The 14,683-nt window shown below is 66.7% G+C and carries 17 protein-coding genes and 4 pseudogenes; 7 read left to right on the forward strand and 14 right to left on the reverse strand.

Going from position 1 to position 14,683, the window contains the following annotated elements; translation table 11 throughout:
• Together ALMP_RS35160 and ALMP_RS35165 are read left to right on the forward strand one after the other, a co-directional pair.
• A pseudogene (locus ALMP_RS35160) lies at nt 1-303 on the forward strand (uracil-DNA glycosylase); the annotation flags it as partial.
• A gap of 191 nt (nt 304-494) precedes the next feature.
• Complete coding sequence (locus ALMP_RS35165) at nt 495-1,145, forward strand: DUF4360 domain-containing protein (protein WP_264935831.1); 651 nt, start codon at nt 495-497, stop codon at nt 1,143-1,145.
• Nucleotides 1,146-1,191: 46 nt separating this feature from the next.
• Here the strand turns inward: ALMP_RS35165 and ALMP_RS35170 are convergent, their stop codons facing one another.
• Nucleotides 1,192-1,434 carry a DUF397 domain-containing protein gene (locus ALMP_RS35170; RefSeq protein ID WP_264935833.1) on the reverse strand — a complete coding sequence of 81 codons (243 nt, stop codon included), beginning with the start codon at nt 1,432-1,434 and terminating at the stop codon, nt 1,192-1,194.
• Nucleotides 1,431-2,270, reverse strand: a complete 840-nt coding sequence (locus tag ALMP_RS35175; RefSeq protein ID WP_264935835.1) for a helix-turn-helix transcriptional regulator — start codon at nt 2,268-2,270, stop codon at nt 1,431-1,433. The genes ALMP_RS35170 and ALMP_RS35175 overlap by 4 nt, the downstream gene beginning before the upstream one ends.
• Nucleotides 2,271-2,398: 128 nt before the next feature.
• On the opposite strand from ALMP_RS35175, the gene ALMP_RS35180 reads away from it, so the two are divergent.
• Nucleotides 2,399-2,875, forward strand: a complete 477-nt coding sequence (locus tag ALMP_RS35180) for an ATP-binding protein (protein WP_264935836.1) — start codon at nt 2,399-2,401, stop codon at nt 2,873-2,875.
• A 75-nt stretch (nt 2,876-2,950) separates the two neighbouring features.
• Here the strand turns inward: ALMP_RS35180 and ALMP_RS35185 are convergent, their stop codons facing one another.
• Complete coding sequence (locus tag ALMP_RS35185) at nt 2,951-3,835, reverse strand: NAD(P)-dependent oxidoreductase (protein WP_264935837.1); 885 nt, start codon at nt 3,833-3,835, stop codon at nt 2,951-2,953.
• 49 nt (nt 3,836-3,884) lie between these two features.
• On the opposite strand from ALMP_RS35185, the gene ALMP_RS35190 reads away from it, so the two are divergent.
• Nucleotides 3,885-4,301 carry a MerR family transcriptional regulator gene (locus ALMP_RS35190; RefSeq protein WP_264935838.1) on the forward strand — a complete coding sequence of 139 codons (417 nt, stop codon included), beginning with the start codon at nt 3,885-3,887 and terminating at the stop codon, nt 4,299-4,301.
• 77 nt (nt 4,302-4,378) lie between these two features.
• Here ALMP_RS35190 and ALMP_RS35195 read toward each other — a convergent pair whose 3' ends face one another.
• Nucleotides 4,379-5,269, reverse strand: a complete 891-nt coding sequence (locus ALMP_RS35195; protein WP_264935839.1) for an NAD(P)-dependent oxidoreductase — start codon at nt 5,267-5,269, stop codon at nt 4,379-4,381.
• A 176-nt stretch (nt 5,270-5,445) separates the two neighbouring features.
• On the opposite strand from ALMP_RS35195, the gene ALMP_RS35200 reads away from it, so the two are divergent.
• Nucleotides 5,446-5,829, forward strand: a complete 384-nt coding sequence (locus ALMP_RS35200; RefSeq protein ID WP_375803577.1) for a winged helix-turn-helix transcriptional regulator — start codon at nt 5,446-5,448, stop codon at nt 5,827-5,829.
• Between the two features lie 116 nt (nt 5,830-5,945).
• Here the strand turns inward: ALMP_RS35200 and ALMP_RS35205 are convergent.
• The 3 genes and pseudogenes from ALMP_RS35205 to ALMP_RS35215 form a co-directional block, all read right to left on the reverse strand.
• Nucleotides 5,946-6,161, reverse strand: a pseudogene (locus ALMP_RS35205) (IS110 family transposase); the annotation flags it as partial.
• A gap of 76 nt (nt 6,162-6,237) precedes the next feature.
• Nucleotides 6,238-6,560 (reverse strand): annotated as a pseudogene (locus tag ALMP_RS35210) (helix-turn-helix domain-containing protein).
• Entirely contained in the window at nt 6,557-6,892 is a 336-nt protein-coding gene (locus ALMP_RS35215) for a type II toxin-antitoxin system RelE/ParE family toxin (protein ID WP_264935841.1), read from the reverse strand. The pseudogene ALMP_RS35210 and the gene ALMP_RS35215 overlap by 4 nt, the downstream one beginning before the upstream one ends.
• Before the next feature lie 235 nt (nt 6,893-7,127).
• Between ALMP_RS35215 and ALMP_RS35220 the strand changes: the two genes are divergently transcribed.
• On the forward strand, nt 7,128-7,997 hold the full coding sequence (locus ALMP_RS35220; RefSeq protein ID WP_264935842.1) for a triacylglycerol lipase: 870 nt from the start codon (nt 7,128-7,130) through the stop codon (nt 7,995-7,997).
• 94 nt (nt 7,998-8,091) lie between these two features.
• Here ALMP_RS35220 and ALMP_RS35225 read toward each other — a convergent pair.
• The 3 genes and pseudogenes from ALMP_RS35225 to ALMP_RS35235 form a co-directional block, all read right to left on the reverse strand.
• A pseudogene (locus ALMP_RS35225) lies at nt 8,092-8,181 on the reverse strand (RidA family protein); the annotation flags it as partial.
• 37 nt (nt 8,182-8,218) lie between these two features.
• The gene (locus ALMP_RS35230) at nt 8,219-9,505 is read right to left on the reverse strand and encodes an ISAs1 family transposase (RefSeq protein WP_375803576.1); all 1,287 of its coding nucleotides are present in this window, start codon (nt 9,503-9,505) and stop codon (nt 8,219-8,221) included.
• 211 nt (nt 9,506-9,716) lie between these two features.
• Nucleotides 9,717-10,577, reverse strand: coding sequence for an NAD(P)-dependent oxidoreductase (locus ALMP_RS35235; RefSeq protein ID WP_264935844.1), 861 nt, complete (start codon nt 10,575-10,577; stop codon nt 9,717-9,719).
• A 95-nt stretch (nt 10,578-10,672) separates the two neighbouring features.
• On the opposite strand from ALMP_RS35235, the gene ALMP_RS35240 reads away from it, so the two are divergent.
• Complete coding sequence (locus tag ALMP_RS35240) at nt 10,673-11,257, forward strand: TetR/AcrR family transcriptional regulator (RefSeq protein ID WP_264935845.1); 585 nt, start codon at nt 10,673-10,675, stop codon at nt 11,255-11,257.
• Between the two features lie 588 nt (nt 11,258-11,845).
• Here the strand turns inward: ALMP_RS35240 and ALMP_RS35245 are convergent.
• The 4 genes from ALMP_RS35245 to ALMP_RS35260 all read right to left on the reverse strand — a co-directional run.
• Nucleotides 11,846-12,379, reverse strand: coding sequence for a transposase (locus ALMP_RS35245; protein ID WP_264935850.1), 534 nt, complete (start codon nt 12,377-12,379; stop codon nt 11,846-11,848).
• 16 nt (nt 12,380-12,395) lie between these two features.
• Entirely contained in the window at nt 12,396-12,854 is a 459-nt protein-coding gene (locus tag ALMP_RS35250) for a winged helix-turn-helix domain-containing protein (protein WP_264935846.1), read from the reverse strand.
• Nucleotides 12,855-13,083: 229 nt separating this feature from the next.
• Nucleotides 13,084-13,656, reverse strand: coding sequence for a suppressor of fused domain protein (locus ALMP_RS35255; protein ID WP_264935847.1), 573 nt, complete (start codon nt 13,654-13,656; stop codon nt 13,084-13,086).
• Nucleotides 13,653-14,683 (reverse strand): HINT domain-containing protein (locus tag ALMP_RS35260; protein WP_264935848.1); only part of this gene is annotated, 1,031 nt, incomplete at its 5' end. The genes ALMP_RS35255 and ALMP_RS35260, both read right to left, overlap by 4 nt.

Genomic DNA, 14,683 nt, shown 5'->3' on the forward strand with positions numbered 1-14,683 from the left:
GTGCCGCTCGACCTGCGCGCGCAGTACCCGCTCGGGCGGACCGTGACCTGGTGGGGCGTGTCCTCGTGCACGTCCGAGTTCAACGTGGCGCGGGGGTTCCTCGGCAGCCGCGGCAAGCGGACCCTGTTCGAGGTGCAGCCCGTCCGGGCCGTCGGCATCCGCAGCTTCTCCGCGTTCACCGGTGAGGAGGAGTACATCCTCCTGCCGGGCACACAGCTGAAGGTGACGGACGTGAAGACCGAACGCGGCGGCCTGTGCACCGTCCGCCTGACCGAACTGGAAGCGGAACCCCTCGTGTCCTGAGCGGGCGGCGGCGGGGGGTGTGAACCAGCCGTGGTGAATGGCCGGAGTTCGGCCTGGGCGCGTCCCACACGGCTCCCTACGATGCGATCGCCCCGGCTCTTCACAGCAGCTTCATTGATTCTTCACAGAATCGGGCCGCGGAGATCCGGGCGCGTCCACCCCCCACCGATCCGACCGAAGGGGAGAGACCCATGACAGCTGGGCTGCTCCTGGGCGGCGCCGTCGCCGCTCTCGTCACGACCGCGCTGCCCGCGCACAACCCGTCCACCGGGTTCGTCGACCCGCCCCCGGACAAGATCGTCATCAACGTCGCCACGGTCAACGGCTCCGGCTGTCCCGCGGGCACGGCCGCCGTCGCCGTGTCCGAGGACAACACCGCCTTCACGGTGACCTACAGCAACTACCTCGCCCAGGTCGGCGGCAACTCCGACCCCACGGCGTTCCGCAAGAACTGCCAGCTCAGCCTGATCGTCCACGTCCCACAGGGCTTCACGTACGCCATCGCCAGCGCGGACTACCGGGGCTTCGCCTCGCTCCAGCCGGGCGCGAGCGCGGTGCAGCGGGCCTCGTACTACTTCCAGGGCTCGTCGCAGACGGTGTTCAAGAACCACAACTTCACCGGCGCCTACAACGACAACTGGCAGGCCACCGACACCACGGACTGGGCCCAGCTCGTCTACGCGCCCTGCGGTGTGCAGCGCAACTTCAACATCAACACCGAGCTGCGGGTGAACGCCGGCACGTCCTCGCCGAGCAAGGTCAGCTTCATGACGATGGACTCGACCGACGGTGACATCAGCACCGTCTACCACATGGCCTGGAAGGAGTGCCCCCGCAAGTGAGAGAAGGGGCCGCCCGCGCGACGGGCGGCCCCTCTTCTCGCTCCGTTCACTCGGCCGCGTGGACGACGAAGTCGGCCCAGGCGGTGGGGGAGAGGGCGAGCTGGGGGCCGTCCTTGTCCTTGGAGTCGCGGACGTGGATGTGGCCGGGGAGGGTGGCGACCTCGACGCAGTCTCCGTCGCCGCCGCTGCTGTAGCTGGACTTGCGCCAGGCCAGGGCGACCTCGACACAGTCGCCGGAGCCGCTGCTGCTGTAGCTGCTCTTGAACCAGGCCAGTTCGGGCGTGCTCATAGGTCTCCTCGCATCCGTTGCAACAGGCTCACGGAGTCTTCGACGGTGAGAGCCTGTGAACGCATCCTGGCATACCGCTGCTGGAGCACGCTGATCGCTTTCGGGTCGGAGATGAGCTGCCCGCTCTCTGGGGCCTCCATGTAGGCGAACCAGTTGTGCTTCGGCGTTTCCAGCAGCTGCATGGGTCCATGCAGTCCGGCGTGTGACCTGCGCACGAGCGGCATGATCTGGATTTCAACGTTCCGCAACTCGCCCACTTCCAGCAGGTGATCGACGGCCCCTCGGGTGACCTCGACACCGCCGGTCTGGCGGAGCAGCACGTGCTCCTCGACGATGAAGCTGAAAGCGGTGTTGGGCCGCTCGCGCAGCAACCGTTGTCGTTCCACCCGTGCAGCCCAGTTGGCCTCGATCTGCTCATCGTTCAGCGGTGGCAGCTCGTCGATGAACAACTGCCGAGCGTACGCCTCCGTCTGCAACAGGCCCGGGATCATCCGGCTCTCGTACGTGTAGAGGGTGATCGCCGTCTTCTCCAGCCGCGCCCACTCTCGGAACCAAGCAGCCAACCCCTTCTGTCGCACCAGGTACACCGCGGCCTTCCGCAGTGCCCCCGTGTTTCCCGTCGCCGTCTCCGCCGCCTCGACGAAGTCCACGTCCGGCATGCGCCTCCCCAACTCCACGGAGGCCACCGTATGTTTGGAGAACCCGACCAGTCGGCCGAACTCCTCCCTGCTCAGCTCGTTGAACTCCCTCAACGCCTGGACGACCGCCCCGAACGTCCGCAGACTGTCCGAGGACTCCGGCTCTCCGACCGTACCCACCCGTCCGTCGACCACCATTGGTCACCTCCCGCACCCCATGGTCACGCCCCGTCACCGGTACTGTCCAGCGAGTAACCGCGTACGCTCGCGCGGCGTACGCGGCTGTCACCTGGAGAAGTCGCCGTCCCACCCACCACAGTGGGCGCATGACAGCACGACCCACCCCCCAACCCCCGGTTACCGTACGTGTGTTCACCCAGCGCCTGAGCGCAACACCCCGCGGTGCCCGCCTCGCCCGGCATCTCGCCCTGCACCAGCTCGACGCCTGGGGAATCCCGCACGGCTCGGAGGCGTCGGACGCCGTCGCCGTGGTCGTCGCGGAGCTGGCGGCGAACGCGGTGACCCACGGCCGGGTGCCGGGGAGGGACTTCGAGCTGCGGCTGTCGCTGGTGCCGGGGAGCGTCCGGGTGGAGGTCACCGACAGCCGTACCGGCCCGCTGCCGCCGGGCCCGCGCGCCCGCCGCGCCCCGCGCCCGCTGGACGAGGCCGGGCGCGGGCTGGTGCTGGTGGACGCGGTCGCGGACCGCTGGGAGGTGCTGGAGCGGGAGCCGTCACCGGGGAAGACCGTGCGCGCGGAGGTCGACGTACCGGGCTGGCTCTCCCTGTACAAGCGGACGCTGTGAGGCCGCCGGACTCATCGACCACCGGGACACCGTCGGGTCCGAGGCCACCGGACTGAACTCCGGTGTCGGGATCGGTCAGTCGCCGCCGGGTTTGGTGAACTCTTCGATCAGCACGGGATACTGCTCCCCACCGTGTCCGGCGGCGATCGAGCGGTCGGCCATCGCCTTGATCAACTTCGGCAGCTCGGCGTTGACACCCACCGCCTCACTCTCCTCGATCAAGTGAGCCATCGCCCGCGCGTCGGTCTCCAGGGCCGAGACCTCGGCCGGGAAGGAGCCGCTGTCGATCTGCTTGGCATACCCAGGCAGCCATTCGGCCACCCCGGCAGCGATCTGCTGCGCAAACGGCGCATACGTCGCAGCGTCGACACCAACCGTCCTGAGCAGGGCAGTGCCCTGGAGCCAGGCGTTCAGCACGCTCCACATCATGGCCAGTCCGGCCACGTCATACAGGGCCGCCAGCCCATGGTCCGCACCGAGGTAGGTGACAGTGCCGAGCGCGTCGAGTGTCGACTTGTGCGCCTCGAAGTCCGACTGCGGCCCGCTGTGAAGAATCACCGCCTCGGCAGTCCCGATCGCCGGCGGGACGGCCATGATCGCACCGTCCAGGTAATGGGCGCCGCGCTGTTCGGCCCACTGGGCGGTTTCCCGGGCCTGGGTCGAGTCGCCAGAGGTCAGGTTGATCAACATGGTGCCGTCCAGCTCGACATCGCTCGCGCCGAGCAGTTCGTGCACGGCCTGGTAGTCGGCGACGCAGATGATCGTCAGGGAACCTGCCTGGAGGGCGTCGCCCACAGTTGGCGCCAGCCGTGCCCCCTCGGCCACCAGCTGGTCGGCCTTGGAGGCCGTACGGTTCCACACGGTGGTGGGATGCCCGGCTTTCAGGAACGCGCCGGCGAGTGCCTGGCCCATCAGTCCAAGTCCGATGACGGTCACGGGTGTATCGGGTTTGTTGTTCATGACAGCATCGTCAACGTTGACACCGGTATGAAGGTCAAGTGAGGTTTCGATGCTGATCGGGGAACTGAGTCGTCGGACGGGCGTCAACGCCCACCAGTTGCGCTACTACGAGGCCCAGGGCCTGCTGGAAGCGGACCGCGGCGCGAACGGTTACCGCGAATATCACGAGAGCGCCGTGCTGCGGGTGAAGCAGATCCGGCACCTGCTGGGTGCCGGTCTGTCCTCCGAGGACATCGCGTACCTGCTGCCCTGTGCGATCGGAGAGGCTCCAAAACTGGTCGGATGCCCCGAGTTGCTGACCGCGATGCGGTCACGGCTGAAGCGACTGGACGATCAGATGGCCGCGCTCGCTCAATCCCGCGACGCTCTTGCCGACTACATTGAAGCCGCCGAACAAATGGGCAGCGAGATGTATCCACCTTTTGACGATGCCGACCCATGCCGCAGCAGTTTGGTATGGCGGTAGTCGGGCACGTCCCGGCCTGCGATCCGGGTGGCTGGGTGATTGATCCCCTTCCCTCACAAGTCGTGTGCGTCCCCGGGTTATGCGGTCGGCGCCGGGTTCTTGAGTATCTCTGTCAGGGCGGAGATGCTGTGGTCGCCGTAGCCGGCCTCGACGGCTCGCTTCAGCAAGTCATGGAAGGGCTTGTGCCTCTCCACGTCGAGGTTCGCTTCCTTGCCGAGTTCCTCGTCATGCGCGGCACCAGCCAGGAACAGACTTACCGAGGACGCGGGCTTGCTGTAGTCGCCGCGGTCGATCTCCTCTGCGAAGACCGGCAGCACCGAGTTGATCATCTCGAACCACTTGATGCTGAACCGCACCATGGAGGCCACCTCAAGACCACGCGCCTGCACCGCTGCCGCGCCTTGGAAGAAGCCGACGAGCGCAGGCAGCAGGGTGCCGCCCACCGCCATCTCGTACAGGGCAGCGAGATCGGCGTCGGTACCGAGGTAGACGGTGTCACCGCCCAACACCCGCAGCGTCGACGCGAACTCGTCGAAGACGGTCTTGTCGCCGCCGTAATACAGGAGGGTGTCCTCAGCTCCGACGGCGGACGGCACGTTCTTGATCGCCCCACCGAGGTAACGCGCGCCGTGCCCGAGCGCCCATTCGGCCATCTGACGGGCACCGGCTGGCGAACCGCTGTTCAGGCTCACAAGCGCCCGCCCCTTGAGCGTGGCAGTGGCCGGTTCCAGAGCCTCGATGGTGTTCTCGTATGTGGTCAGACAGGCGATGATCAGCGGACTCGCCGCGACTGCCTCGTCCATCGTCTGCGCGTGAACAGCGCCCTTTGATACGAGCGGCACGGCCTTTGATGCTGTCCTGTTCCAGACGGTGGTCCGGTGTCCGGCGTCAATGAATGCCTCAGCCAATGCGCTGCCCATCGAGCCCAGCCCGACGACGGTCACGGAAGTGCGGTGGTGCCCGGTCAATGTTTGCTCCTGCCTGATGCCGATGCATCTGAAGCGCGAAATGGGTCGAATACCGGCATCCCACGAAGTTGCTGCCCTCTCGGTGCGACGCCTGATCCATGCTGCGGCGGCACCAACACTTCTACAAGTACCTACAATTCTGTCTGGTACCCACAGTTTTGTTAGGGGAAATGCTGGTGCGGAAGCGGAGTTATACCTGCGGCCTGGATGCTGCCATCGACGTCATGGGAGGGAAATGGAAGGGATTGATCCTGTTCTGGCTCGGCGAGGGGCCGCTGCGCTTCGGCGAGTTACGCCGAACGGTGGTCGGCATCAGTGAGCGCATGCTGATCCTGCATCTGCGGGGGCTGGAGGCCAGTGGCCTGGTGCACCGCGAGGTCCATCACCAGGTGCCACCGAAGGTGGAGTACTCACTGACCGAGTTCGGTCACTCGCTCCTTACCGCTCTCACCCCGCTCGGCCAGTGGGGCGAGGACCACCTGGAGCGTCTCGAAGCCCTCCCTGAGCCAGGCCCACGGGAAGGCAGCCGAGATCACCGCCGCGACGCCTCGGCCCCTTGACCTATCAGGGCCCCGGGGAGAATCCCGTCGCTCCCGGTTTGACCGGTTGATCATCGATGCCCGGGCATGAGACGAGCACGGCTCTTGTGGATCACGGAGTTCTCTGACCGGAAAACTCAACGGTCAGGGTGCCAGACGGACACCAGGATGGAGCGGGCGACGGCGACCAGGGCTTTCATGTGGCCGCAGCGTTTGATGATCCTGCGGTAGCGGGCGCCGAGGAAGGTGTCGGCCCGTGCGGCGGAGATCGCTGCTTCGCCGAGGGTGCCGCGGAGCCAGGGGTTGCCCTTGCCGGTGGGGCCGGAGGTGTTCTTGTTTCCGGACTGGAGGGTGCGTGGGGAGAGTGCCCCGCCCTGCTCCTCACCCCGACCGCGTTCGCGAGTTTCATCGCGCGGTTGTAACCAGGCTTCAGGCCGCGTGCGGAGTGAACGCGACCCTGGAGTCGCCCTCGTCGATGGCCAGGTTCAGAGTGCCGCCCAGGGCCTTCGCCAGGCGGCGCAGCAGCGGGAGGGTGGGGACGGTGTCGCCGCCCTTCACCCGGGACACCTGCGGCTGAGTCATCCCGGCTCGTTCGGTCAACTCCGCCTGGGACAGGCCGAGTTAGATCCGGCGGTCGTAGACGGCCTGACCCAAGTCGCCGGCCAGCCGCGCGTCGACGTACTCCTGGTGTACTCGACCGCCTCTCCCGCAAGCTGCCGGGTCCGGCGCGTTCTCCACGTGCTGTGATTCATCGGCTCTCCCTACGCCGATCGTCGATGTGCTCGGCCCGGCCGTGCTCGGTCTCGCAGACCTTCTGGGCCTGATGTGCACGTTCGACCTCTGCCGCCTCGCGCATCTTCGTCTTGCGGAACACCGTCAGCAGAACGATCCGCTGTCCTGGGGCGAGCCAGTACGGGATGCGTACAGCTTCGCCGTCCAACTCGAAGCGCAGTTCACGCAGCTTGCCGCCCAGGTGACGAGAGTACGGCTCACCGAGCGTTGTCGGCTCGTCCAGGAGATGGTCCGTCTTGTCCTCCACCCGCCGGTAGAGGCGCAGCGGAAGTAACTCCAGCCAGTTCCGCACCTCGGGCTCGATCTAATGGCATAGCGCAAGCTCGCGCGGACCTCGGATAGGTCGAGCGCGCGTTCTTTTCCCGCAGCCACGCCGTAGCCACCGACGCGCGCGGATCCCGAAGAACCCCGTTTCGTACCCCGAAAAGTTATAGGTACCCCTTGCGCCCGGCCCTCCCCATGCTGGTGATCGTCCTGCCGAGGGCAGGGCGGAGTGACAAGGTCAACGGGGAAACGGAGAGCGTGTGATGGGGATCAGGGCGAGGGTTGTGGCGACGGCTGCCACGGCGGTGTTCGCGGGGCTCGGTGTCGTGGCTACGGCCCTGCCGGCGGCAGCGGCGACCACGCCGAAGGGGAACAACAGCAGCAACGAGGACGTGCTGTTGGTGCACGGGTACGACCCGGTGTGGGAGGCGAAGTTCGACTGCAACGACTACTTCAAGGACATCCGCAAGGACCTCAAGGACTACCGGTGGAAGGGGAAGGTGCGGGGGGTCGCCTTCTACAAGGGTGACTGGAACTGTGACTTCCGGATCGCCAGTGGGGATCGGGACACCGGGCTGAAGGACCTGGGGAAGAAGCTCGCGAACAAGATCTACAAGGACTACACGGCGAAGGGGAAGTCCGTCGACCTCGTGGGACACTCCATGGGCGGCCTCATCATCCGCGCCGCGCTGACCGGCGTCGCCAAGAAGGAAGCCGGGTTCCCGAAGAAGCTGTTCGTCGAGGACGTGGTGACGCTGGGGACGCCGCACGCGGGGACCAACTGGGGCTGGGGGCACTCGTACCAGCAGACCAAGGACATGCGGAAGAACTCGTCGCTCATCAGGTGGCTGAAGAACAACCCGCAGTCCACGCAGCCCACCGACTGGACGGCGATCGGCAGTGACAGCGACGCCATCGTCTCGGAGTCGTCGGCGACCGCGGGCGGCTTCAAGCACTGGGTCCGCTACGACAACCTCCCGGGCCAAGACGACCACGCGGCCCTCAAGTCGGTCCGGACGGGGCTGCACAAGCTGAAGTACCGCAACTCGCCCTCCGCGGCGACCGGTTGGAAGACGGCCGGCTCTCCTGCCCCCTGGACGACCTCCGCGCTGTTCCACTACACAAAGTGGTGACACGCCGGCACCACTGACACCCCGCCACCACTGACTCGGGCGCCGTCGGGACCATCCCGGCGGCGCCCGCCGTTGCCTGAGAACGCCCAAAAAATCAGTCCAGTACGGCGACCGCCTCGATCTCCACCAGGTGCTCCGGTACGTCCAGCGCCGCCACCCCGATCAGCGTCGCCGGGGGCCGGTGGCAGGGCCCCGGGGAGAATCCAGTTCGCCCGTTTTGATCATGGGATGCCGTGCAGGTTGAGGGCGGCGTCGGGGCGGGTGTGAGCGCGTCGGCCGCTGGCGATGTTGGTCCAGCCGGCCCGATCGAGGGCCGTGCGGGTCAGGTCGCGCAAGGCGCTCATGACGGCCGGGGTGTGGTGACGTCGGACCTGGCTGGCGTCCTCGGCGAAGGTGACGTCCTTTGTCCAGTGGACGGTGTTCTCGATGATCCAGTGGCCGCGGGCCCAGGAAGCGATCTCGGCGGGGGATGCCTGGTGGGCGGGCAGGTCGGTGACTGCGTAGACCGTCTCGGTCTGCCACTTCTTCGCACTGAGGGACCGGCGTTTGCGGTGGATGCGAACGACCTGGCGGGCGTATGGGAAGAGCAGGCCGTCCACGGAGACTACCTTCACCTCCCGTACCTCCTCGCGGCCGTGCCCCCGGTCGCGTGAACGGTCAAGGACAGGTGCCTTGCCCCAAGGCAACTTCCTCAACTGCCCCGCGAGCGTGGGCTGGTTGTTCTTCACCGACAGCAGGTAGTGCGCGTGACGGTCCTCGACGAGGTAGCGGGCGTGACCCTTCTGCGCGTGCATCGCGTCGACCGTGATCACGGCCTCGTGCAGGTCCGAGTAGTCGATGGTGTCCAGGAGCGGGGCGAACTCAGGAATCTCGTTGCTCTTCGCGCCGATCTCGCGCAGGGCGGCCGTCAGTGCGTCGTCGTGACGGACGGCGGTCAGGACGAACATCCGGCTGCCGTCGGCGCGGACGGCTCCGCGCAGGCACTTGCCGTCCACGGCGAACGCCCGCCGCCTCAGCCGGACCGGGTCCGGGGCAAGCACGGCGGCTCGGTGGGCACGGCGCTGTTCGCGTTCGGGGACGCCGTCGGGGCTCAGCGGTCCGGTGGCGGGCGACGCCAGCGCAGTGAGCCGGGCGAAACCCGCGGCGGTCAGCGCGCCGGGATCCACTTTGGCGAAGGCGTCCCGCAAGGTCCGCTCGCCCGGAGCCCGATACCGGCCGACGAACGGATCGAACGGGCAGCCCAGACGGGCCAGCACCTTCTGATCGCACCGACGGGCCCATTCCGCGATCGCAACCAGGGAGTTGTGCCCGGCCGCCGTCATCGCGCACACCCCGATCGCAAGCAGCGTGGCCAGCCGATATCGAACGCCCCGCGGATCACGCGGGTCGGGCACCTTGGCCAGTGCCCGGAGCAGCCCGTCCGCCGACACCTCCCCGACCGCACCGGTGGACGAGCAGGGCGACGTGCCCAGGGACACGGACATGAGGGAGGATGGAGCGACGAGCACGGCAGCCTTGCTGATCCGGGAGCGTAGAGAACTCCATGATCCACAAGAGCCGTGCTCGTCTCATGTCCGGGCATCGATGATCAACCGGTCAATCCGGGAGCGACGGGATTCTCCCCGGGGCCCCGCTTGACCTATTGCCCGGGCGCACCAACCTGACCTGCGTCAACTGGCCCCGTTGTTCGGTATTTCTATGGCCGTTGGGTTCGGTGAACTACCGCTTGAGCACCTCCACGAGACTGGTCAGGCTGTCGCGTTCGTGGCCCGCGGCGACTCCGCGGCGGAACAGGTCCAGGACCGCGGCCGGCAGGGACGCGTCGACGCCGGAGTCCTCGGCCGTGTGCAGGACATGCGTCAGGCTGGCCACGGCCATGCCCAGGTTGTCGACCTCGCCTTCGTGGTTCCCGGCGTCGATGCGCGGTGCGTAGAACTCCAGGAAGTACTTGAAGTCCATGGTCTTCACCGCGTGTTCGAGGAACTGTTCGGCCGAGATGCCATTGGCCAGGGCCACTGCCTGGCCGTGCAGGTAGCCGACGAGGCCGGTCCAGAACATGTCGATCCCGATCTGGTAGTACAGCGCGGCGAGTCCGTGGTCCTCGCCGAGGTACTCGACGCCGGTCAGCACCTCGAGGGCCGCCCGGTGCCTGGCGACCGCGTCGGCCGGGCCGCTGTAGTACGTCGCCGCGTCCGCGCTGCCGATTCCCGGCGGCGGGGTCTGGACCCCTCCGGTGATCTGTGCGGCGCCGCGTTCGGCGAGCCACGTGGCGGCTTCCCGTGCCTTGACCGGGGTGTCCGAGGTGAGGTTGGCGACGGTCCGTCCGCTCAGCGCCTGCGGGGCCTGTTCGAGGATCGCGTACACGGCGTCGTAGTCGGTGAGGCTCAGCACCACCAGTTCATTGGCACGCAAGGCCTCTTCGACGCTGCCGGCCAACCGGGCGCCGCGCGCGACCAGCGCGTCCGCGCGGGCGGCCGTGCGGTTCCACAAGGTCACCTCGTACCCGCGGTCGAGGTAGGCGGCGGCCATCGCATGGCCCATGGGACCCAGGCCGATGACGGTAACGGAAGTTTCGGACATGACGACTCCCCGCAACTAAAATGAACGTTCTACCCAGACGATGGCGACAGTAGCAGAGAACTAAAACGAACGCTCTATCCAGTATTCTGGGCCGCATGCGAATCAAGCACGAGGTCGGCACCAGGGACCGCATCGTCCGCGCCACGTCGCGGCTGATGCAGCGGCAGGGCTATGAGGGGACGGGCCTCAAAGACATCTCACGGGAGGCCGAGGCCACGCTGGGCTCGGTGTACCACTTCTTCCCGGGCGGCAAGGTCGAGCTGGCCGTCGAGGCGATCGGCCACGGCGACCGTGAGTTCGCGGACCTGCTGCGCGCTGTCATGGGCCGCGAGGACGACCCGGCGGACGCGATGGTCGCCTGCGCCCGCGAGCTTGCCACCGGCATGCGCGATTCCGAGTGGATGGACGGCTGCCCCGTCACCACCACCGCACTGGAGAGCGCGCGCCGCCTTCCGCAGGTCCGCGAGGCCGCCGAGCGCGCCTTCGCGAACTGGCACGGCATCGTCCGCGGCAAGCTCACGGCCGCCGGATTCGACCACGACACCGCGAGCGACCTTGCGCACACCGTGGTCAGCACCTTCGAAGGTGCCGAGATGACCGCCCAGATCACCCGGAGCACGACCCCGCTGGACCTCGCCGGAACGCATCTAGCCCGCCTGGTCCGCTCCTACCGCCAGTAGCTGCCGGGAAACGGAACGCCCGAGGTCCCACCAGACGGTCCTGGTGGAACCCCGGGCGTCCGACCCTGACGGGCGGATCAGGCGGCTTCGTCGCCGAGGCGCTCAGCCGCGCTCACCGCTACCGCCTCCGGGGACGGAAGATGACATGTCGGTGGTGCGGGCCCAAGTTGAAATCCCATGGCCCTTTGCGCCAGTTGTGCATTCCTCGCGTTCGGCAGCGGAATCCGGATCACGATGGTTCCGGGCGCATGCTTTTGCTCCGGAGAGCGTACTCGGGCGATAGAGTCCTCGCCCTCCCGGGAACCGGCTTCTGTATGCAGCGTCTCGCCGTTGTGCGTCACCGCGATGGAGGCATGGTTCTTCGCGTCGTCGAAGTAGACGTCGGCATAGTTGTCACCACAATTGTGGGAGAGAACCGGCGTCGCCCCGACGAGGACGTAGTACGTGTGCGCGCCGGGTGGGCGTCACCTGCATTTTCGCTGGTTAGCGAATTCCGGCCGGTCCGTGGGTGTGTGTGGAAGTGCCCTGTTGTGCGCCCGTGTTGCCGTCGGCGTTGCTGCTGAGGTTGAAAGGGTGGGGTGACAGGATTCATGGCGGCTCCAGTCCCAGCCCGGTCTCGGCGATGAAGCCGTCGAGGACCGTGGGGCGGTGTTGGATGTCGCGTAAACGGTTCTTGACGAGCGGGGTGAGGTCGTCGATCGCGCGGGGTGCGAGGTTGGTCAGGGATTTCTTCAGGTGGGCCCAGACGCCTTCGACGGGGTTGAGGTCGGGTGTGTAGGGCGGGAGCTTGACGATGGTGAGCCAATCGCTGTTGCGGTCGCAGAACTCCTGTAAGGGCTTGGCGTGGTGGGTGCTGGCGTTGTCCCACACCACGATCAGCGGGGCACCACCGAGCTGCCGACGGGCGGAGGTGAGCAGATCAGCGAACTCGCGTGCCCGGAAGCCCTTCTTCTCGCCGGTTCGGCCTCGGTACGTCTGGGTCCGGTAGATCAGTCTGGTCTGGCGGCCCGGTCTGACGCAGATCATCCCGGCCATCAGAACCCGGCCCGAGCCTTTCCCGGTCACCTTGATCAGCGGAGTCCGCCCGCGTCGCGACCAGGTCCGCCCCTTGCCGGGCTTCAGGTCCTGTCCGGCCTCGTCACCGTGACCACTGCTCCGTCCGCCACCGTTCCACGGCCTGCTCGTCGTGCTCGACGGCCCGGTGCACGGGCACCTGGGGCGACCAGCCCAGCCGGTGCAGCAGGTAGGACACCCCACGTGGGGTGTACCGGTAGCCGAACAGGCGATGGACCAGGTCCGCGACCCTCGCCAGCGTCCACCGCTGGTCCTCGTACCACCCATGCGCCGCAGGGCCGGCCTCCAGCTCGGCCTGCAGTCGCTCCGCCTGGGCAGCGCTGAGCTGACAGGGAAAGCCGCCAGGCCCCTTGGAGGCCAGGGCCGCTCTGCCGCCGTCCCGCCAGGCCGCGTGCCAGGCGTACGCCGACTTCCGCGACACCCGTAACCTGCGAGCCGCCTCCGGCGGCCGCACCCCCCGCTCGAACATCTCCGCGGCCTCGAAACGCACCGCCTCGCGCTTCGCCCGCCCCGCAGCGGTCAAACCGCCTCCATCGGCATACCTCATGACGAGGATGCAGTACCGCAAACGCCCGCTGTCACCCCACCCTTTCAACCTCAGCGTCAAAACCGCTGTAGGGCCCCGCCAGACCATATTTCTGGCGGGGCCCTACAGCGATTTCCTGAGTCCCACGGGTAGCGATTATCAGCATCCCGGAAGGAACCAGTCACTTTACGGCTCTCAATGCGAGCCGTAAAGTGACAGGATTTCCTCAGACAATCGGCTTCCTATTGGGATCCAATACGTTTACGCCTTCCGCGTCCAGCATGGATTCGAACTCATCAAGAGTCTCACGCTTGATGAAATCAGCCTCGCTCTTGTGGATCGGAAGCAACCACAAGAATCGCGCACCCCCCGCTTCCGTCGGAGCCCATTCAAGTTCAGGCCCGTAGGGGTAGGGAAGGCTCACCAAGAGGTGATCCATGCGTGAATTTGGCATCCAAGGGCGGCCAATATTGATGACCGATCCCACACCCAACTGGTGAGCCTCGAACGAGTGAAAGTGACTCACCATTGCCAACGTTTCCGAGTGAATGTCGGCAGCCACGGGAGACATTACGAAGAACTCGATTCCGTCGACTGTAGATCCATGCACAGAGGACCCGACCGTCACGTAAACCCATGCCTCACCAGCACGCTGGGGGTAGACCCGGTAGGTGGCGAAGTGCGGAACTCGCTCCAGGATCGGCCCGCGATCCCAGGAGGCAGATTCCACAATATGACCATCCCAGAATCTCCGAACATGCCGCTCAAGGGCCGACAATCGTTCGCTTTCTTCGGTCATAGTCCCAGGTTCCTTTTTATCGCCTTGGAGACCTTCGCCATCTCGGCCCCCTGCGATCGCTGGCAGACCTGACATGCGGCCCCATTGATGCCGTCATTCCTTGCGTAGGCTCTTCGCTCTACGTTCGTCATTTCCGACCCGCCGCCGCGATAGTAGTGGAGAACAAGCGGCGGGTCATGCTCGGGAACGGGGGCATGAGCGGTTCCCGATGTCATCGTAGCGCCGCACTCCGGGCACGGCTGACCCTCGCCCGCCGCTCGCGCCGCCCGGCCGCCAGGGCCATTTGTCTGAGAGCCACCGTAGTGCGTAGCCCGATTGTACGGAACTGTGGCCGTGACCGGGTTTTCTAGGTCACTCGCAACCCCGCTGGAATCCACTTCGAACCGGGCGCCACCGCAATTGTGAGCGAGGACCGGAGTGGCGCCCGCCAGCACATAGTACGTATGGACGTCGGTGACGGTCAGGTTGTGGACCGTTGCCTTTGCCGTCCAGGCCTCGACCGCGCCGATCTGGAGCCAGGTGCCCGAGGAGGTCTGGAGCCATTGGCCCGGCTTCAGTTCACCGGCGTCGACCCACTCCCGCAGTGACGGCACCCAGAAGGGGTGGCCGGCCGTCGCGGTGACCGTCGTGGTCTCGGCCTTGGCGGAGGAGCCGTCGTGGATCTTCAGTGTGATCCGGACGAGGTCCTTGCTGCCCTTGCCGATGATCGTGGCTGTGGCCGTCTGGACGGTCGTCTTCCCCGTCTTGGGGTCGGTGGCGATGACCTTGTCGCCCACCTCGACCTTCTCGATCGGCTTCGTGCTGCCGTCGGCCATCAAGACCTTGGTGCCGGGCTTGAAGCTGTTGGCCTCACAGACCGCGCCCTGCACCTCGTCCTGGGCGGTCTCCTTGGCCTCGTTCCGTACCTCCTTCGCGACCTTCTTCACCGCCCGCTTCACCTGCGACGGCTTGGGCCTCGACTTGGGCTGGGAGCGGGGCTTGGCCCGCGGCTTCGGACGCGCCGCCGCCTTGCGGGCCGCGGCCCGGC

The organism is Streptomyces sp. A012304 (genome assembly GCF_026008495.1).
GTDB lineage: Bacteria > Actinomycetota > Actinomycetes > Streptomycetales > Streptomycetaceae > Streptomyces.